Raw genomic sequence first — 19,322 nt, 5'->3', positions numbered from 1 at the left:
AAGGTAGAAAAAAAAGAGCCAGTTTCCTGACTCTTTTACTATTACTCTGCTTTTAAGCTTTCGATGAATTCAGCAAGTTTTTGAAGATCTTCATCTGAACCTGTCCATAATCCTGGTGGCATGTTACCGCGACCATTATGAGCAATGTCCTTAATTTCATCAGCTGTTAATCCAGTGTTCATTAGAGATGGTGCACCAGCTCCACCTTCTAAGCCTTCACCGTGACATGTAATACAAGCTGAACCAGCGTATAGTTTATAACCTTCTGATTCTTTATCGAATTCAACTGTTTCTACGATTGCACCCATAGCTTTTTGAGCTTCCCAGTCGTGGTTAACAACTGACTCCCAAGTTAGGTAGAACATAGCAGCTAAAGTTAATAACATAAACGCTGTTGGCAATGGACGTTTAGATGGACGACGTTCTGGACCCTTGTCTAAAAATGGCATTAATAATAGCGCTCCAAATGCAAGACCTGGAATTACAATAGCTCCGATTACATTGTATGGACCAGAAGCAAATGAGTATTTTAAAAGTTGATACATAAATAAGAAGTACCAGTCCGGTAGTGGTGTATATGCTCTAGTTGGATCTGCCGGCCCTTCAAGTGGTGACGGGTGAGCGACAGTTAATAATAAGTATCCAATTAAAAATACAGCACCTACCATCCATTCCTTCAGTAAGAAGTTTGGCCAGAAAGCTTCCGTCTTACCTGGATATTCGGAATAATCCTTTGGAACGTTCGGCATTCTGTGATTCGCTTTAATACGAGAATCGCCGACAAATTTCATTCCTTTTCCGCGATGCATAGTGTCCCCTCCTTTTAAAGATCATCGAACCGTCAAGACAATTACAACGGTCCTGAAATTCCTTGACGACGAATCATGATAAAGTGCGCTGCAAGTAACCCAAACAATACTGCAGGTAAGAAGAATACATGAATCGCAAAGAATCGAGTTAACGTTTGAGCACCAAGAATCGTTGTGTCACCCGCTAATAATACTTTAATCATCCCACCGATAAACGGTACTGATGCTGCAATTTCGATACCTACTTTAGTAGCGAATAATGCTTTCATATCCCATGGTAATAAGTATCCTGTAAATCCAAGACCCATCATTACACCAAAAATACCTACACCAACCATCCAGTTTAACTCACGAGGTTTTTTATAAGAACCTGTGAAGAATACACGAAGTGTATGTAAGAACATCATTACGATAACTAATGAAGCTCCCCAGTGGTGCATACCGCGTACGATTTCACCAAATGCTACTTCGTTTTGTAAATAATAAACTGATTTCCAGGCATTCACAACGTCTGGTACATAGTACATTGTTAGGAACATACCAGATAGAATTTGAATTACTGTGATGAAGAATGTTAATCCACCAAAGCAGTAAACGAATGCTGAAAAATGATGTGCAGGGTTAACGTGCTCTGGCACTTCGTGGTCGGCAATATCACGCCAAATCGGTGTAATATCTAGGCGTTCATCGACCCAATCATAAATTTTATTTAGCACTGTTGTCGTACCCCCTTACTTATTTAACTAGAGAATTTGCTTTAGCTGGACCAATCATTAAATAGCCATCTTGTTCTTGTACTTCAAATTCATCCAACGGACCTAGAGGCGGTGTACCTGCAATGTTTTTCCCGTTTTTCTCATAACGTCCTGCGTGGCATGGACAGAAGAATTGACCTGGGTGTGCAGAATCTCCATTCCAGTCAACCATACATCCTAAATGCTTACAAACAGGTGAAAGGGCAATGATTTGATCGCCACTTTTATAAACCCAAGCTACATCTGTAACCTGTGATTTATACCATGCATCCACTTGTTCATATGAAAAGTCCACTTTTACAGGCTCTTCAGTCAAGTCAGCGATTTTATGCTCTGTTTTTACAAAATCCCCACCCTCATGCTTTTGTAGCACAGGATCAATTGCAAAGCGAAGCATTGGCATTAGCATACCTGCCGCCATAAATCCACCTACACCAGTAAGAGTATAACTTAGAAATTGACGACGTGAAACTCGATTATTACTCATTATTTTCCCCCCTCTAACTTAAAGGTCAGTCCAACGGACATACTTTTACAAATAGTAATACTAGGACATATATATGATATATCAAGTCCATAGCTTGGTCAATATAGCATTCTGTGGAAAGCTGGAGAATGTGAACATTTATTGAAACTAATTGTTAAATCTGTGCCCATTTAGTCGAAAGCATTGGAATCACTTGTCGCAATTGATCTTCTAGAATGGATTTTTTCACACTGGCATCCATACTTTCTAAAGGAATCGCTGGTAACCAAATCATATTGATTATCTCTCCACTCTTTGTCCAATAATGGTCACAAGTAATGAAGAACACATGCTTAAATCCAGCATTATGTAATTGTGCTTCTAATTGCTGTGGTAAATCGTCGTTTTTTAAAGTTGTCATATAAGAAAATGGTGGCATGACTAGTAGTCGACCTTTAAACTGCTGCTCTATAAAAGAAGTTAAAGACATGACAAAATCTACCTCGGCACCACTTTGTTTCATTTTTTCAGAAGAGAGATCAATGGATACAAGTGGAACAACCGCGGTATCAATAAAATCTTTTTGTGCCATAAACGATGTTACATCGTTTGCATTAAAATACATTCAACAAACCTCCTTTTATCGCAAAATAAAAATGTCCTTTTCCACTCTTCAATAGGATACCCAATTAAAAGTGAAAACAATCATTCACTAGTAATGTTACCATATTGAAATGGATAAAGGACATTCAATTTTTACCTATAATTAACGTAAATTAGCCGTTTCCTTCAATGCTTGTAACAAATTAGACAATTCATAAAATCGCACTTCATCTCCCTGGTCGAGGGCTTCATCAATTTGTGCAAGTAATTTCTCTTCTTGGAATACGAGTAAGCTATTGGAAAGCAGCTCTTCTGCCAGTACACGATCTTTTTCACTGACGAGCAGTGTTTCTGGCATATAAGGGTTTTCTTCAAGAACTGCTAAGTATTGTGCACTTGGTGGTATATTAGGAAAATTCAATTGTATATACATATCTTCTTGTTCATGTAAGCGTAAATCATGGAAAGACTTCTCAGCATCTGCCGTCATCACATTGCCTTTATAGAAACGAAAAGGCACACCTGTTGAGTCTACTGTTGACATCACCATTGCCCTAGGACAATAGTGAGCTTCTTCCACAAAACGGATTCTTTTTAACAAGTCATCATTACTTAATAGGTAATTTAAAATCCATACACACTCACGACGTTTCAATTGATAATTTTTTAAAAACCATCGAACAAATGCTTTTTTATCAACAACTGATACAGAAGCAGTCATACCCACTCCCTCCTTTACTCAAATTCTAAGGTTTCTAACTTCTCCTGCCACTCTGGTTCACCCGGTTGAATGTTGATTAATTGTCCAAGAACCTCTTTTGCCTCTGAACGCTTTCCTTCTTCTAATAAGAAGTAAACATATTTTTCTAAAAATGTTGCGTCTTCCTTAAAATCATTATATGCCAAACGGTAAAATTCGTATGCACGGTCGTACAATTCTAAATTTTCATATGCCTCTGCCGCAAAAGGATATAAAGTGCTCCATTCAAAATCATTTTGCTGTAATGTCTCAAATAACTCGATCACATCCTCATGGCGCTCCTGTTGTCCAAACACTGAAATAAGTGCCAGTACCGCTTCCATATATTCAGGATCGAGCGCTATAGCTTCTCTCAGATGTTGCTCAGCTTCTTCTGGCAAACCATTTTTCAATGCCATTTTACCAGCGAATAAATAAAGCGATTTATCATATTCATCACGCTTTAACCCCTCTTGAATGGCAGCATATGCTTTTTGATTATCCTCTGTCATTGCATAGCTTTCCGCAAGCAATAAATAGGCTGAGAAGTAATCAGGATCTAATTCTTTCAATTCCTCTAGTTGTTTAATAGCCATCTCGTATTTTTGTGACTGGAAGGCTGAATAAGCAGCTCCAAATAAAATATCGGGCTTTACTTCATCTTCAAGGGCTTTGACATAATAATCAAATGCCGTCTCATAGGCTGCACCTGCACGATAAACCTCCGCTAGTCGTTCGACAAGTTGAATACCAGCAAATTCATTTTGCTGCTCATATAAGTCCTCGTACAGTCTTGCTGCCTCTAAAAAACGACCTGTTTCAAATAAAAGTTCTGCTTTCGCAAAATGTAATAATGGCTCGTCTGGTAAAATTGCTAATGCTTCATTTATACGCTTTTCTGCAACCTCAAATAACCCTTGCATTTGATAATAATCAGCTAAAACCAATAACGCTTGTGGATATTCTGGGGAGGTTTCTTCAATTTCTAATAATAAATCTAATGCTTCATCTTCATTACCAAGCTCCATTAGGACATTGGCACGATCTATTTTTAACTGTGCTTCTTCTGGGAATAAAAATTGTAAATGCTCCAGCACACGGTCAGCTTCCTTCATGTACCCATACTGCATAAAAATCTCAGCAAGTGCATAGATCTCCTCGGGTAGCTCCTTCATTAAAAATGATTCTAGTAGCTGATCTATTAATGCTAAATCCCCTTGTTCAAGTGCTTGCATCATTTCAGTCATCGCATTGTTCACAGTCATTCACCTATTCTTTCGTTGATACCTTTATGCTACAAAACATTTACCTCTGAAACAAGAAAAAACTCCCCAAAAGCTTGGAGAGCCTCTCTTAATTGTTACTTCACTGCCTCAATATGCTCAAAGAACGATGGGTAGGATACAGCAATACATTGTGCATCATCTAGTGTAACAGCTCCGTCTGTTATTAAAGCTGCAACTGCACCCATCATGCCGATTCGATGATCGCCATATGTTTTAAGGTTTGCTCCTTTTAAAGACGTTGGTCCCTCAATAATCATACCATCTTCTGTTGCTTCGATTTGGGCACCAAGTTTCTTTAATTCAGTCACAACAGCTGTGATACGGTCAGTCTCCTTCACCTTTAGCTCCTCGGCATCTTTAATGATCGTTTGACCATGTGCTTGCGTAGCGAGTAATGCAAGAATTGGAATTTCGTCAATTAAACGAGGAATAATGTCTCCCTCAATTATTGTACCAGTTAAAGAAGATGTGGCGATTTGGATTGTTGCTGTCGGTTCAGCTTGATTATCATCATTCGGCGTTACCGTCATCGTGGCGCCCATTTTTTGCAGCACCTCTATAATGCCATCACGTGTTGGATTAATGCCCACATTATTTAGTGTTAGCTGACTATTTTTGCAAATGGCTCCTGCCACTAAGAAAAAGGCAGCCGATGATATATCTCCTGGCACAGAAACATGCGTACCATTGAGAGCTTGTCCTCCTTCAATCGATACTACGCCATTATCTACTTCTACATGTGCACCAAATTGACGCAGCATTCGCTCTGTATGATCTCTCGAAACATCCATTTCTCTAACAATAGTTGTTCCTTCAGCACGCAAGCCCGCTAGTAAAATAGCAGATTTCACCTGTGCACTTGCTACAGGCATCTTGTAATCAATGGCTTGTAATTTTGTACCTTGAATGGCTAGTGGTGTATATTGCCCGTCTGCACGCCCTGTAATTTGTGCACCCATCTGACGCAGTGGATCTATAACACGGCGCATTGGTCGTTTTCCAATGGATGCATCTCCTGTCATGACAGAGTGAACAGTAGAACCAGCTAAAATGCCTAGCATTAAGCGTGTTGTTGTACCCGAGTTACCCGTATATAACACTTCTGTCGGCTCCTGCCAGCCATCCATCCCTGGACTATGAATGGTTACATTTGTCCCTTCCACCTCAATCTGAACGCCAAGTTTCTGGAAGCAATCAATTGTACTTAAACAATCTTCACCTAGTAAAAAACCCTCTACTGTCGTTGTTCCACTAGCAATGGCGCCAAACATCACAGAGCGATGAGATACAGACTTATCGCCTGGAACAGTTAAAGAGCCCTGTAAAGAAGGCTTGTTGTATTGCAATACTTTTTCACTCATGAACTTTATTCCCTCCAATATGAAGATAGAAAGCGCCGAAATGCCGACGCTTTCTTATGCTAAGAAATATACGTTTCGAAATTTGCTCGTTTTTGAATACAGGCTGCAGCACGTTCGCGATCATTTTCACTTTGGAAGCTAATGACTAGAATACCGAAAACATCTTCTCGTGATTCAACGATGCGAAGATTCGTAATACTAATTGCTTCATCTGCTAAAAAGCCCGTCACTTCAGAAATAACACCTGGATAGTCAGGAACATCAACATATAGATCGAATGGTGTATACATAGCCCCTGCACTAATCGGTAATTCATCTCTCAGTTCTTTGGCAACTGCAAAATAGTTTTCAATAGCCTGTGAAGAACCCTCCATCAGCAGTTCCTTAATGCGTGTCATTTCTTTTTCCCAGCCATCTAATTGCGTGAGGAGTTCCTCGCGATTTTGCAGCGTAATATCTCGCCATAAGATGGGATTGGAAGAGGCGATTCGTGTCACATCACGAAACCCTCCTGCTGCAAGAGAACGTGTCATTGGGTACTCCCCATTTTCGCCGCCTAATTGATGAACAAGTGAGGCCGCAATAACATGCGGAAAATGACTCACCACCGCTGTCATGTGATCATGCTCACTGGCAGATACACTGACTACTTTTGCATGGGTAAATTTCAGCAAACTTTCAAGCTGTGCCATATGAACAATTTCTTCCCCAGCAAGTGGTGTAAGCATGTAATATGCGTTTTCAAAAAGATGCGCCTTAGCAGCCAGCACACCACTTTTATGAGACCCCGCCATTGGATGTCCACCAATAAACGTTATGCCAAGTTCTCGTAATTCGCTGGCTTTTTGCATAATTAATTTTTTTGTACTTCCTGTATCTGTTACGATGACTTTATTTTTCAAGGGCCATGATTTTAATTGCTCCATCCAATCCAGTGTTGCATTAACGGGCGTACCGAAGATAATAACATCAACCTCAGCCGCAACAGCCAGTGGATCTGCGACAATCTCATGCACAATATTTAATGTTTTCGCATGCTCGCGTGTTTGTGCGTCCATGTCGTAGCCAATAATTTTTGTTTCCGGTGCTTTTTGCAAAGCAAGGGCAATAGAACCTCCGATCAATCCTAGCCCTATAACGAGTACTTTGCGTGTCATGCAAATACCCCTTGTTGTTTTAACACTTCATCAAGTTGGCTAAGCAATGCTGCATTTTGAGCCTCTGTTCCAATTGTCACACGGATAAATCCTGGTAAGCCTAATGCATTACCACTGCGCACGATAAAGCCTCTTTTCATCAGCTCTTGGAAAACAACATCACTATCAGCATGGGTATCAAAGAAAATAAAGTTTGTATCAGATGGGAAGTATTTTAAATTATGCTTTTCACAAAATTCTACATATTGTTTTTTACCTTTTTCATTGGCTTCACGGCAGGCTTCAATATAATCTTGGTCACTGAGGGCAATGGCAGCAACAGCTTGACTTAAGATTGTATTATTGAATGGTGCACGCACAGGATCAAGCTTAGCAATAACATCAGGTTGGCCAATAGCATAGCCTACGCGGAACGAAGCTAAGCCATATGCTTTAGAGAATGTACGCAGTAAAAGCACATTCGGATACTCATTAATGATTGGTAACGTATCCTTGTGGTCTGGATGTGTAACATATTCAATGTATGCCTCATCAAGCACGACAAGGACATCGCTTGGAACCTTTGCAAGAAAGGCACGCAATGCAGCATCAGGAATGACAACTCCTGTAGGATTATTTGGACTACATACCCAAACAATAGAAGTTTGGTCATCAATTGCAGCCAACATTGCCTCTAGATCATGTGCTCCATCTTGACAAGGCACTTTACGTACTTCAGCACCTTCAATTTCAGCATTGTGCCAGTATTGAGAGAAGGAAGGGTCGGCCATAACCGTGTTTACCCCTGGATACAACAGAGCACGAGTAATAATAGCAATGATGTCATCAGAGCCGTTACCAAAAAGAAGCTGTGTCTCTTTCACACCTAGATGATTTGCCACAGCAGTACGTAGGTTTTGTGCATAGCCATCTGGATAAAGTGCATGATTCACTGCATTATTTTGTAAATAAGCTGTTACCTTAGGTGAGCACCCGAATGGATTTTCATTCGATGCCAATTTAATAACTTCCTTTAAGCCATATTCACGTTGTACTTCTTCAATTGGTTTACCTGGCTTATATGCTTGCATACCGTCCAATTGTTGTTTCCACTTCATCTAAAACATCTCCTCTACTTATTTAGACTGAGCCAAATCTGGTCTTAATTTCACTGCATCATTGAGATACAAGTGCTTTACATCTTTTTGGGCAACCTCTACGTTTGCATGTATTAATACACGAATACATAATGGTAATGCTTCTGGCACATCCATTTCATGTGTACACATAACAGGGACATATTGCCAGCCATCCATCAAGCGTACTGCACGAGCAGGAAATGCTGAGGTAATATCTGGCGTTGTTGAAATGAGGATCGATGCGATATCATCAATGTCCACATTATTTGCTGCCACAACCTCACGCACTAATCTTGCTGTCTCATCCCATACAAGCTCTGGCTTGTCAGATTCAATTGTTATTGCTCCTCTAAGTCCACGAATCATACAAGCACCTCCGCTAATAACTGTCTATATTCAGCATCTATTTCTTGACATTCTTCTAAATCAATAGCTTTGATAAAAGGTTTTCCGATTTTATCCAAAAGAACGAATTGTAAAATGCCATATTCCGCTTTTTTATCTTTCATTAGGTAGCTAGATAATTGTTCAAATGAATAATCACTCACAGCCTTAAAAGGATAGCCGTTTTTTATCGCAAACTGTAAAAAGGATTGGGTGAACGTTCGATCAAGTTCTCCATATCGTTCACTCAATAGAAGACAATAGACGAGTCCAATCATAACCGCCTCACCATGAGCCACTTTGCCATAACCCGCAGCTGCCTCAATGGCATGTCCATATGTATGGCCTAGGTTTAAAAACTTTCGAACGGATTGCTCTGTTTCGTCCTCAGCAACAATTTGTGCTTTCACTTCAATTCCTTTTTTTAGTTGCTTTGCTAGTTCATTTTGATTAAAATGGATCACCGAATCTCCTGTCATTAATTCCTCCAGCCAGTTCGGGTCAGAAATCATGGCATGCTTAATTAACTCTGCTGTTCCCGAACGTACCTCACGCTCTGATAAACTTTCTAAAAGAGCTGTATCATATATCACGCCTTCTGGCTGATAAAATGCGCCAATCATATTTTTTCCTAGTGGATGATTAATGGCAGTTTTTCCACCAACTGCGGAATCATGCGCTAGAATAGTCGTTGGAATTTGAATAAACGGAATCCCACGCATATAAGTTGCCGCAACAAAACCTGTTAAATCGCCAACTGCTCCTCCTCCAAAAGCAAAAATGAAGGATTTTCTGGAGCATTTTTGCTCTAATAAAAATGTTTGAGCAGCATTGTATTGATCAAAGGTTTTGCACGCTTCTCCACCTGGCAAAATAAAGACCTCAAAGTGGTACGGGAAATTTGCTTTGAAGTACTCTCCCTGTGCTGCCCAAACATTGACATCAGTAAACACAAAGAGCTTATCCGCTTTTTGAAGTTTATCAGCAAATGCCTCCACAGCTTCAGTTAGAAATTGATGCCCAAGAACAACTTCATATTGATGTGATTTTGTTGCTACTGGTACACGCATAACTTAGAACCCCTTTGTATATTGACGATGCTCGTCAATTTGAGCTTGTAATTGTGGTAGTTGATCACTATGGAATTGCTCTAAAATTGCATTCGCTATTTCCCAGGCAATAACATGTTCTGCAACTACAGACGCTGCTGGTACTGCACAGCTATCAGAGCGCTCAACACTCGCTTTAAACGGCTCTTTTGTTTCAATATCTACACTTTGTAATGGTTTATATAAAGTAGGAATTGGCTTCATCACACCACGTACAACAATTGGCATACCTGTTGACATACCGCCTTCTAAGCCACCAAGTCGATTGGTTGCACGAGTATAACCTTCTTCTTCAGACCAGATGATTTCATCGTGTACTTCAGAACCTTTTCGACGTGCCATTTCAAAGCCAAGTCCAAACTCTACTCCTTTAAATGCATTAATAGATAGCATAGCAGCAGCAAGCTTTGCATCCAGCTTACGATCATAATGTACATAAGAACCTACACCTGCTGGCATGCCTTCTACAATGACTTCTACAACACCACCGATCGAATCGCCGGCCTTTTTCGCTTCATCAATTGCCTCAACCATTTTCGCAGAGGCGATTGGATCTACACAGTAGCAAGGATCCGCTTCGACAATTGCACGAATTTCTTTTGTTGTTTTTCCTTCTATTAAAGAAGTATCGGCTTTAATTCCCACTATCTCTGTAACATGTGCAACAATGGAAATGCCTAGTTCATTAAGTAACGCCTTTGCCACAGACCCAACTGCTACTCGTACAGTTGTTTCACGCGCAGAGGAGCGCTCTAATACATTCCTTAAATCACGGTGACCATATTTCATGCCTCCAACTAAATCTGCATGACCTGGACGAGGACGTGAGATTTGACGCTTGATATCTTCAGGATTGATATCATCAGCTAGTGGCTCTGCACCCATAATTTTAGTCCAGTGCTTCCAGTCATCATTTGTGACAACGAGTGCAACAGGAGATCCAAGTGTCTGACCATGACGAACACCAGCTACAATCTCCACTGTATCTGTTTCGATTTGCATGCGGCGCCCACGTCCATGACCTCCTTGGCGACGTTTTAAATCGTGATTAATTTTTTCTGCTGTAATGGGTAAGAGTGACGGTAAACCCTCAATAATTGTCGTTAATTGAGGTCCGTGAGACTCACCTGCTGTTAAGTAACGCATAAACACTTTCTCCCTTCAACTCGCTAAAGTATGTATTTTTCACTATAACATATATTCTTTAAAAAAACAGTCCTTTTACGAATGTCTTTTAAGTAGTTACCATTTTCATAGATCTAAATGTGAATATTCTGAATGAAAGTTATAAAAAACACCTAGCTAAATTTTATAAAAAATACGCCTTTGCTTATGATAAGCGAAAAGCGTATGAATTATCTATGTTTAATGCTTGGTCAACTTTATGTACAATTGTGTTATTTGTACAAAGCTTTTCATCCATATTATTAATTATTTTTCCGATAGAAGAACGTGTCTTCTACATCAAATTCATAACGTGCTGGATTAAAAATTTGCTCTGTCGATCCAACAAATAAAACGCCATCCTTGCGCAGTGCTTTACTAAAATTATTATAAATTTGATCTTTCGCTTCTTCTGTAAAATAAATCATGACATTGCGACAAACAATTAAATCATAATTGCCGTCATAAGAGTCATTCAATAAATTATGTTTCTTAAAGGTTACACAACGCTTAATCTCATCCTTCACGCGATAGAAGGAGCCTTCTTGTTCAAAATACTTTGCTTTAATATCACTTGGGACCTCGGCTAAAGAGCGTTCAGGGTAGACACCTAACTTCGCCTTTTGTATCACATTCTCATCTAAATCAGTGGCAATAATTTGAATTTGAGATAAAGGCACCAATTGAGATAATACCATTACTAAAGAATATGGTTCTTCTCCTGTCGAACAAGCCGCACTCCAAATTTTTAAACGCTTATTAGTTTGTAAAAGTTTCGGAAATATTTTCTTTTGTAATACTTCCCAGCGCTTTCCATTGCGATAAAATTCAGAAACATTGATCGTCATACGATCTAAGAATTCATTCATTAAATCCCGATCTTGTTCGAGTGCCTTTAGAAAGTCTACAAAATTACGATAGCCCTTTTTCTCATAAAGAGAGGTTAATCGTCTTTTCATTTGCGCTTCTTTATATAACGCTAAATCTATTCCTGTTTTGCGCTTAATACCTTCTATAAACTGTTCATAATCAGACATATGGTCATCTTCCCCTCTAGCGTCGTATTACCATTATAGCGGAAAAGCCCCAATCCTGAAATAGTCTTTCTCATGTATGCAAATCTACTTTCTTACGTTTTGTTTTTCCTCTAAAAGTAATACTTTCGACTGTTCTAATTCAAGTCTCATTTTTTCTGTTTCAATCGTATAAGTTTCTAACCTAAGCTTTTCTAATTCTACTTCTTTTTCAACAGCCTTCAGTTTTATTTTTTGTTGTCTAGTACGAGCGTCTGTAAAAATTCCAGCTAGAGAAATAATGACGCCCCCAATTATCGCTACAATGGCAATTGACAATCCGTTCACTTCCTTTCGTTATTTTGATTATACGGCAAAATGGAAAAAATAGTTTCATTTTTCAGGAATTTATTCCAATAAAAAATGAAGGTAGTTTTTCACCACCCTCATTCTATCCATTATCGTTAGACTTGTATGCGATAGTCTTTTAAATCTTCTCGTAATTTAGCCTTCAAGAATTTACCTACAGACGTTTTTGGTACCTCGTCAATGAAGACAATATCATCAGGAACCCATGATTTATGGAATTGGTGCTGTAGACTCTCTAGTAACTCTTCTTTTGTAATCGAACCCTTAAACTCTGGCTTTGCTACGACACAAGCTAATGGTCGCTCCAACCACTTTTCATGTGGAATGGCAATAACAGCCGCCTCAAAGACCTTTGGATGGGACATTAATGCATTTTCAAGCTCTACTGAAGAAATCCATTCGCCACCACTCTTAATTAAATCCTTTGTACGGTCGGTAATTTTTATATAGCCATCTGTTGTCATCACAGCAATATCGCCTGTATAGAGCCAGCCGTCTTTAAAGGCCTCTTCCGTTCGTTCATCCTGATAATACTCATTAGCAATCCATGGTCCTCTAATCGTAAGCTCTCCCATCGTTTTGCCATCCCAAGGCACTTCACCATTTTCATTGACAATCCTTGTATCAATAAGTGGCATCGTCATACCTTGTGTAATCCGAACATTCATTTTTTCATCAGCCGTATAGTCCTGCATATGTGTTAAATACGTGGATAGGCTTACAAGAGGTGAGGTTTCCGTCATACCGTAACCTGTCATGTAGGGGATATTAAGTTCTTGCTCAAAGCCTCGGACAAGACCAATTGGTGAAGCAGAACCTCCACAAACAATTAATCGCATAGACGATAGGTCACGAGGATTTTGACGCTGCTCCTGTAGAACGCCCAGCCATATGGTCGGTACACCTGCTGTCAATGTAACTTTATATACATCAAATAATTCTAGCAATAGCTGTGGTGTAAACATAGGTCCCGGTAAGACCTGTGTAGAACCAAATGCGACACTGGCAAATGGTAATCCCCATGCATTCGCATGGAACATTGGCACAACAGGCAACACCACATCCGACTCACAAATTGCAATACTGTCAGCGAGACCAGCTGTTAAACTATGAAGTACAATACTGCGATGTGTATAGACTACTCCCTTTGGCATGCCCGTCGTTGCACTGGTATAGCACATGCCTGCGGGTGTATTTTCATCTAAATCTTCTGGGAATGTGAAATGTTCATCTGCCTCCGCAAGTAGCGATTCATAGGAAAGAGCATTTGGAATCGGTAAAGTTTCTACTGCAACAGCATCACCCATAATGATATAATGCTTTACCGTTTTCAGCTGAGAGACGATAGGTGCAATTAGTGGCACCAGATTATCATCTATTAATAATATTTCATCCTCTGCATGATTGATGACATAGGCAATATGCTCAGGGGATAATCGAATATTAATCATATGCAATACTGCTCCTGCACATGGTACAGCAAAATAGGCTTCCAAATGGCGATGGTGATTCCAAGCAAATGTGCCCACCTTCATTCCTCGATCCATCCCTAGTTTCGTCAAAGCATCGGCTAATCGGCGAGTCCGTTTGACATATTCTTTATACGTAAATTCGTGAATAGTAGTGGCACTTGTTCGAGAATAGATTTTCTTTGAGTGAAAAAATCGTTCTGCACGATTCAAAAAACTTGTTAATAATAAAGGTGTATCCATCATATGCATGATACCGCTTCCCTTCATCTACGATTTTAGAAACAATCAAAACAAAAACTATTTGAACTAGATTTTGCCGTTACCTCGGCTGCATGCGAATGGCACCATCTAGTCGAATGACCTCTCCATTTAACAAGCCATTGTGGATAATACTTTCAACCAAAAGAGCATATTCCGAAGGTTTACCAAGTCGTTTAGGGAATGGTGTCATTTGAGCAAGAGCTGTTCGTGCAGGCTCAGGTAACGAAGCAAACATTGGTGTTTCAATTAATCCTGGCGCTATGGTCATCACTCGGACACCGATTTCCGCAAGCTCTCTTGCAATTGGCAACGTCATGGCTGCTACGCCACCTTTTGACGCGCTATAAGCAGCTTGTCCGATTTGCCCATCAAATGCAGCCACAGACGCGGTATTAATAATGACGCCACGCTGTCCATCCTCATTTGGCTCATTATGTTGCATTTTTTCTGCCACTAGACGGATGACATTAAACGTGCCAACTAAATTAACAGCAATCACTTTTTCAAATAACGCAAGGGCGTGTATACCACGCTTCGAAATAACTTTACTCGCATCTGCAATGCCAGCACAGTTCACTGCAACATTGATCTTGCCAAAAGCTGCAATAGCCTGCTCAAGGCCAGTCGCCACCTCCTCTTCCTTTGTGACGTCTACTCGTGCATAAAGGACATTTTGACCTAATTCTTCCACTAGAGCTTGTCCACGCTCATCATTGACATCAAAAATAATTGCTTTGCCACCCTGTCCTATTAATTTCCGAACGGTTGCCTCTCCTAAACCAGAGGCACCTCCTGTTACGACTGCCACCACTTCATGTTCCTTCATCAGACATATCCCCTTTTACATTTTTTCAATGATCGTGGCATTGGCCATTCCCATTCCCTCACAAATCGCCAACAAGCCGTAACAATAATTCTCTCGCTCCATTCGATAGAGCATGGTCGTTAACAATTTCGTACCTGTTGCCCCTAATGGATGTCCCAGTGCAATGGCTCCACCATCAGGATTGAGCTTCTGTGGGTCTCCTCCTATTTCATGCAGCCATACGAGCGGCACAGGTGCAAAGGCTTCATTTACCTCATATGTGTCGATATCCTCAATGTTGAGCCCTGACCGTTCTAATGCTTTTCTAGTAGCTTCGATTGGCCCTGTCAGCATTAATGTCGGATCAGAGCCCACGACCACTCTTGTCACAATTTTAGCGAGTGGTTGAATGCCTAGTTCTCTCGCTTTATCCAATGCCATTACGACTACAGCTGAGGCCCCATCACTCATTTGGCTCGCATTGCCCGCAGTAATCGCGCCATTCTCTTGAAAGACGGTTTTTAATCCATTTAAAATGTCAACGGTAGTTTCTGCACGAGGACCCTCATCTACCGCAAATGTTGTCACTGAGCCATCCTCTTGTGGAACTTGAATGGGTAGTATTTCAGCTTGGAAATGACCCGCTCTAATGGCGGAAATCGCCCGTTGATGGCTTTGATAAGCATAGCTATTTAGCTGTTCTTTCGATAAAGACCATTGGGAAGCGATTTTCTCTGCTGATAATCCTTGATGGATAATATCATAATTTTCCTGTAAGCGGTTACTAGCATGGGCATGTTGCATGTTTGAGCCCATTGGTACTCTTGACATACTTTCTACCCCACCAGCAATGACAATGTCCATATCCCCAGCTAAAATTGCCTGTGCTGCGAAGTGCACGGCTTGTTGGCTTGAACCACACTGACGATCAATGGTTACACCTGGCACACTATCGGGGAATCCAGCCATTAATAAAGAGGTCCTCGCAATATTTGCCCCTTGTTCAGCTGTTTGCGTCACACACCCCAAAATGACATCGTCTACTTGTTCCTTACCAATGCCTGCACGCTTTACAACCTCCTGTAATACATCAGCTGCTAAATCATCTGCTCGAACTTGACTTAATGCGCCCTTACTTCTTCCTATAGCAGTTCTCACAGCTGCTACAATCACCACTTCTCTCATGTCCATAACCCCTTTTCCTCGTCATCCTCATAGTTTATTGACGAGCCTACTCAACTATTCCTCACTTAATTATCAGAATATTACATTATTTATTGTACATGACTAAGAAGTTTTTAACAATTCTATATGTTTCTAGTAAGAGATTATTCGTCGGCATGATCCCTCTCCTTTTTTGCGCAATAAAAAAGCAATCTCAAAAATTGAGATTGCTTGATCTATTCGAAATTAAACTAAATCTTCACCGAAGAATAAGCCGATTTCGCGCTCTGCAGAAGCAAGAGGTACTATGCTTATACCTTCTTAGAATCCAAAACATATAAAACTTCCGCAAATATTTACGATAAATCTCGTCTTATCTTTCTATATTATTTATTTAAATATTTTTTCTTTTTGTTACAGAAAGCGCTCCTATACATGGTCACCTTAAGGCAACAGGTCAATGCTAGTTTTCTGTATCTTCTGTATCTTCTGTATCTTCTGTCTCTTCCTCTTCTTTGTTCTTATTTTTATCAACATATGTTTCATATTCTTCTTTTACATCTGCTGGCATTGTGATTAAATATTCTTCAAATAGACTATTAAATTTAGAATATAAATCATTTGTTTTGCTGTTAAAAGATAATAGTGAACCTGTTGGTGACTGAGCTTGATCAGCAAATTCAACATATACTCCATACATTTCTTTTAAAACTCCGTATACCTCTTCATAACCTTCTGGAACGTCTTGTAGATACTTCATGCTATGTTGGATTTCGGATTGAGTTTCTGTTAATTCTTGCAATATGCCTTTCTCTTTATATGCATCTTTTAAATTGGCTAATTCAACATTAAAATCGTTACCATTATCAATCGCATCACTCCATGTTTCTGAGTACATAGAGATAACAATCGCATTTTCTAAGACTTCTAAATACATGTTAAAAGAGTTAATCGCCATTTCTTCAACATACTCTTGAACTCTTTTTTCTTCTTGTTTTTTCTGATAAACAAAAAAGGCTCCTATGCCACCAATTACTAATAATAATCCTAAAATAGTGCTAATAATTAATTTCTTTTTTGAACCTTTTTTTTCAGAAATATTTTTTTCATCATCCTTAGTTCCAGTATCAGTAACTAAAGAACCTCCACACCCCGAACAAAACTTACTATCCTCGGGATTTTCACGTCCACATTGATTACAAAACAACTAATCACCTCATAATATAATAGTACTAATATAATACCATAGTAGACTATCTTACAGTTCTTATTTTTTACATTCTTCTACCAACATACCCAAATACTATATTTTCACGACCAAGTCTGAACGTCCTAGTGCTTTAGAAATTACTGCAATACTTGCTCTTCTAACAGTTCAATTGTTTCGATATTGCCCGGTTTGATGATTTATTTGTATTCATTTATAAACGATTTTGCATGATAAAGAAATTAAAATATACATGAGGTCAATTCCCAGAAATAATTTGCCTCTTCATATTTTTTGATGAGCAACCTCCATAGATTTCTCCCTCTACATCCAGTGTAGTCTGTCAAAGATTCTTTTCGCTGTGACTGACTACACTGGATGTGGAACACTCCATAAATGGTGGTTGCCACAAAACAAAAACTAAACTATTATGTGTCTCAAGGCGTGTTAACTTTATTAAATGATTTTGACAAATAAAAAACCCCCTAACATTTTTTGTTAGAAGGTAAAAGTTACATCGGAAAAATAGATGATTTTTTTATTGAGTTCTATTCGTAGTTATTTTCGCTACGCTTCTTAGATTCACAAATTAAACTAAATCTTCACCGAAGAATAAGCCGATTTCGCGCTCTGCAGATGCAAGAGAGTCAGAACCGTGGATGATGTTGTGAGAAACAGTTGTTGCGTAGTCACCACGGATTGTACCTGGGTTAGATTCTTCAGGTTTTGTTGCACCCATCATTGTACGTGCAAGCTTGATTACGTTCTCGCCTTCCCATACCATAGCGAATACAGGACCAGAAGTGATGAAATCAACTAATTCACCAAAGAATGGACGCTCAGCATGCTCAGCATAGTGCTTTTCTGCTAATTCTTTAGGAATTACCATTAATTTAGCACCTTTCATTACAAAACCGCGACGTTCGAAACGATCAACGATGTCTCCAATTACTTGACGTTCAACGCCGTCAGGCTTAACCATTAAAAAAGTTTGTTCAATTGCCATGTTTAAAACACTCCTTAAATTCGTCTAACAGGTTTTACACCTACCGATAAATATTAACAAAAAATGAGCTTTTGTACAACAAAAAGCTAGAATTTGCGCTTACCCATGAACAATGCTACATCACGTAATTTTTTCTTAACGGGATGTTTTGGTAAAGCATCAATTTCTTGTAAGGCTTTTTTCAAATATTTATCACTCATACGATTAGCTTGCTCAATCGCATGAGATTTACGCACATATTGCAACATATTTTGACGTTCCGATTCTGTTAACGTGCCTGCAAACACTTTAACTAAGTATGGTTGCATCTCCGGATCATCTTTCAACAATAAAATCGGTAAAGTAATATTGCCCTGTAGTAAGTCACTACCTGCTGGCTTCCCTAGTTCTTTATCGGTTGCCATAATATCTAAAACATCATCGATAATTTGGAAGCTCATGCCTACAAAGTAGCCGAAGCGCTTTAAATGCCGAACTGTTTTAGCATCAACCCCCGCTGCCACAGCTCCTAGCTCACAGCTTGAGGAAATAAGTAATGCTGTTTTACGTTTGATTCTTCTAAAATAATCCTTTAAACCTTGATCTAATCTAAATTTATCTTCAATTTGAATGACTTCACCGTTACAAATCTCCACCATCGTACGGGCTAAAATTTGATGAACAAGTGGGTCTTCTAACTTTGTTATATATTCCAGCGCACGTGCGAAAATAAAATCGCCTGTGTACATTGCTACCCTGTTATTCCACTGTGATTTGACAGTCGGGCGTCCTCTTCGCATATTGGAGTCGTCAATGACATCATCATGTACAAGCGATGCCATATGAATGAGTTCTAAAGGCACTGCTACATCCTTCATCTTCTCAATGTCATAATCACCAAATTTTGCGCCTAGTAACACAAAAATTGGTCTTATCCGTTTGCCACCAGCTTGTAATAAATGGAGAGAAGCATCGTTGATCAAATATGAAGATGAGTCCACCGCTTTTTCTAACTCTTGTTCAATGATTTCGATATCTGATTTCAAATCGGAATAGAGTAGTTTTAACTTCATCTTTTCCACGTGTGAAAACCTT

At 39.5% G+C, this 19,322-nt stretch carries 20 protein-coding genes; all 20 read right to left on the bottom strand.

Annotated elements, in window-relative coordinates:
* Positions 1-41 precede the first annotated feature (41 nt).
* Positions 42-809, bottom strand: a complete 768-nt coding sequence (locus tag MKY76_RS07605; protein ID WP_004232669.1) for a menaquinol-cytochrome c reductase cytochrome b/c subunit — start codon at positions 807-809, stop codon at positions 42-44.
* Positions 810-850: 41 nt separating this feature from the next.
* The gene (locus MKY76_RS07600) at positions 851-1,525 is read right to left on the bottom strand and encodes a cytochrome b6 (protein ID WP_004232663.1); all 675 of its coding nucleotides are present in this window, start codon (positions 1,523-1,525) and stop codon (positions 851-853) included.
* Positions 1,526-1,544: 19 nt separating this feature from the next.
* Positions 1,545-2,051: a ubiquinol-cytochrome c reductase iron-sulfur subunit gene (locus MKY76_RS07595; RefSeq protein WP_004232660.1), complete on the bottom strand. Its 507-nt coding sequence runs from the start codon at positions 2,049-2,051 to the stop codon at positions 1,545-1,547.
* 154 nt (positions 2,052-2,205) lie between these two features.
* Positions 2,206-2,655 carry a DUF2487 family protein gene (locus MKY76_RS07590; RefSeq protein WP_313871700.1) on the bottom strand — a complete coding sequence of 150 codons (450 nt, stop codon included), beginning with the start codon at positions 2,653-2,655 and terminating at the stop codon, positions 2,206-2,208.
* A gap of 141 nt (positions 2,656-2,796) precedes the next feature.
* A complete protein-coding gene (locus tag MKY76_RS07585) occupies positions 2,797-3,354 on the bottom strand; it encodes a ReoY family proteolytic degradation factor (RefSeq protein ID WP_048389838.1) in 558 nt (185 codons plus the stop codon).
* Positions 3,355-3,368: 14 nt separating this feature from the next.
* Positions 3,369-4,637: a tetratricopeptide repeat protein gene (locus MKY76_RS07580; RefSeq protein WP_004232654.1), complete on the bottom strand. Its 1,269-nt coding sequence runs from the start codon at positions 4,635-4,637 to the stop codon at positions 3,369-3,371.
* A 95-nt stretch (positions 4,638-4,732) separates the two neighbouring features.
* Positions 4,733-6,019, bottom strand: coding sequence for a 3-phosphoshikimate 1-carboxyvinyltransferase (aroA, locus tag MKY76_RS07575; protein WP_054550713.1), 1,287 nt, complete (start codon positions 6,017-6,019; stop codon positions 4,733-4,735).
* A 59-nt stretch (positions 6,020-6,078) separates the two neighbouring features.
* Complete coding sequence (locus MKY76_RS07570) at positions 6,079-7,176, bottom strand: prephenate dehydrogenase (RefSeq protein ID WP_048389834.1); 1,098 nt, start codon at positions 7,174-7,176, stop codon at positions 6,079-6,081.
* A complete protein-coding gene (gene hisC / locus MKY76_RS07565) occupies positions 7,173-8,273 on the bottom strand; it encodes a histidinol-phosphate transaminase (protein ID WP_066037622.1) in 1,101 nt (366 codons plus the stop codon). Before hisC ends, MKY76_RS07570 begins: the two co-directional genes overlap by 4 nt.
* An 18-nt stretch (positions 8,274-8,291) precedes the next feature.
* Positions 8,292-8,660 (bottom strand): chorismate mutase, encoded by a 369-nt coding sequence (aroH, locus tag MKY76_RS07560; RefSeq protein WP_313871698.1) that lies wholly within the window; start codon positions 8,658-8,660, stop codon positions 8,292-8,294.
* Complete coding sequence (gene aroB, locus MKY76_RS07555; protein WP_315054631.1) at positions 8,657-9,748, bottom strand: 3-dehydroquinate synthase; 1,092 nt, start codon at positions 9,746-9,748, stop codon at positions 8,657-8,659. Before aroB ends, aroH begins: the two co-directional genes overlap by 4 nt.
* Positions 9,749-9,751: 3 nt before the next feature.
* Positions 9,752-10,933, bottom strand: coding sequence for a chorismate synthase (gene aroC / locus MKY76_RS07550; protein WP_054550710.1), 1,182 nt, complete (start codon positions 10,931-10,933; stop codon positions 9,752-9,754).
* A gap of 281 nt (positions 10,934-11,214) precedes the next feature.
* Positions 11,215-11,988: a protein-glutamate O-methyltransferase CheR gene (locus tag MKY76_RS07545; protein ID WP_048389829.1), complete on the bottom strand. Its 774-nt coding sequence runs from the start codon at positions 11,986-11,988 to the stop codon at positions 11,215-11,217.
* 84 nt (positions 11,989-12,072) lie between these two features.
* Positions 12,073-12,303: a hypothetical protein gene (locus tag MKY76_RS07540; protein WP_048389827.1), complete on the bottom strand. Its 231-nt coding sequence runs from the start codon at positions 12,301-12,303 to the stop codon at positions 12,073-12,075.
* A 125-nt stretch (positions 12,304-12,428) separates the two neighbouring features.
* Complete coding sequence (locus tag MKY76_RS07535; protein WP_342557617.1) at positions 12,429-14,054, bottom strand: long-chain fatty acid--CoA ligase; 1,626 nt, start codon at positions 14,052-14,054, stop codon at positions 12,429-12,431.
* Between the two features lie 70 nt (positions 14,055-14,124).
* Complete coding sequence (locus MKY76_RS07530; protein WP_048389823.1) at positions 14,125-14,892, bottom strand: 3-hydroxyacyl-CoA dehydrogenase; 768 nt, start codon at positions 14,890-14,892, stop codon at positions 14,125-14,127.
* Between the two features lie 15 nt (positions 14,893-14,907).
* Positions 14,908-16,056: a thiolase family protein gene (locus tag MKY76_RS07525; RefSeq protein ID WP_342557616.1), complete on the bottom strand. Its 1,149-nt coding sequence runs from the start codon at positions 16,054-16,056 to the stop codon at positions 14,908-14,910.
* Between the two features lie 442 nt (positions 16,057-16,498).
* Positions 16,499-17,242, bottom strand: a complete 744-nt coding sequence (locus MKY76_RS07520) for a zinc-ribbon domain-containing protein (RefSeq protein WP_342557615.1) — start codon at positions 17,240-17,242, stop codon at positions 16,499-16,501.
* A gap of 589 nt (positions 17,243-17,831) precedes the next feature.
* A complete protein-coding gene (gene ndk / locus MKY76_RS07515; RefSeq protein ID WP_004232627.1) occupies positions 17,832-18,248 on the bottom strand; it encodes a nucleoside-diphosphate kinase in 417 nt (138 codons plus the stop codon).
* A gap of 86 nt (positions 18,249-18,334) precedes the next feature.
* Positions 18,335-19,309, bottom strand: coding sequence for a heptaprenyl diphosphate synthase component II (gene hepT / locus MKY76_RS07510; protein ID WP_054550708.1), 975 nt, complete (start codon positions 19,307-19,309; stop codon positions 18,335-18,337).
* Between the last annotated feature and the right edge of the window lie 13 nt (positions 19,310-19,322).

This window comes from Lysinibacillus sp. FSL P4-0201 (assembly GCF_038593425.1).
In the GTDB taxonomy this organism is placed as follows: Bacteria; Bacillota; Bacilli; order Bacillales_A; family Planococcaceae; genus Lysinibacillus; species Lysinibacillus capsici.
The sequence above is the reverse complement of the archived record's forward strand: the minus strand, read 5'-3'. Positions and strand labels throughout refer to the sequence as shown.

Excerpts from the sequence above, each read along its gene's own strand:
- MKY76_RS07605 (WP_004232669.1), bottom strand. The coding sequence starts at position 809 with ATGCATCGCGGAAAAGGAATGAAATTTGTCGGCGATTCTCGTATTAAA.
- MKY76_RS07595 (WP_004232660.1), bottom strand. The coding sequence starts at position 2,051 with ATGAGTAATAATCGAGTTTCACGTCGTCAATTTCTAAGTTATACTCTT.
- MKY76_RS07590 (WP_313871700.1), bottom strand. The coding sequence starts at position 2,655 with ATGTATTTTAATGCAAACGATGTAACATCGTTTATGGCACAAAAAGAT.
- MKY76_RS07585 (WP_048389838.1), bottom strand. The coding sequence starts at position 3,354 with ATGACTGCTTCTGTATCAGTTGTTGATAAAAAAGCATTTGTTCGATGG.
- MKY76_RS07580 (WP_004232654.1), bottom strand. The coding sequence starts at position 4,637 with ATGACTGTGAACAATGCGATGACTGAAATGATGCAAGCACTTGAACAA.
- aroA (WP_054550713.1), bottom strand. The coding sequence starts at position 6,019 with ATGAGTGAAAAAGTATTGCAATACAACAAGCCTTCTTTACAGGGCTCT.
- MKY76_RS07570 (WP_048389834.1), bottom strand. The coding sequence starts at position 7,176 with ATGACACGCAAAGTACTCGTTATAGGGCTAGGATTGATCGGAGGTTCT.
- hisC (WP_066037622.1), bottom strand. The coding sequence starts at position 8,273 with ATGAAGTGGAAACAACAATTGGACGGTATGCAAGCATATAAGCCAGGT.
- aroH (WP_313871698.1), bottom strand. The coding sequence starts at position 8,660 with ATGATTCGTGGACTTAGAGGAGCAATAACAATTGAATCTGACAAGCCA.
- aroB (WP_315054631.1), bottom strand. The coding sequence starts at position 9,748 with ATGCGTGTACCAGTAGCAACAAAATCACATCAATATGAAGTTGTTCTT.
- aroC (WP_054550710.1), bottom strand. The coding sequence starts at position 10,933 with ATGCGTTACTTAACAGCAGGTGAGTCTCACGGACCTCAATTAACGACA.
- MKY76_RS07545 (WP_048389829.1), bottom strand. The coding sequence starts at position 11,988 with ATGTCTGATTATGAACAGTTTATAGAAGGTATTAAGCGCAAAACAGGA.
- MKY76_RS07535 (WP_342557617.1), bottom strand. The coding sequence starts at position 14,054 with ATGCATATGATGGATACACCTTTATTATTAACAAGTTTTTTGAATCGT.
- MKY76_RS07530 (WP_048389823.1), bottom strand. The coding sequence starts at position 14,892 with ATGAAGGAACATGAAGTGGTGGCAGTCGTAACAGGAGGTGCCTCTGGT.
- MKY76_RS07525 (WP_342557616.1), bottom strand. The coding sequence starts at position 16,056 with ATGAGAGAAGTGGTGATTGTAGCAGCTGTGAGAACTGCTATAGGAAGA.
- ndk (WP_004232627.1), bottom strand. The coding sequence starts at position 18,248 with ATGGCAATTGAACAAACTTTTTTAATGGTTAAGCCTGACGGCGTTGAA.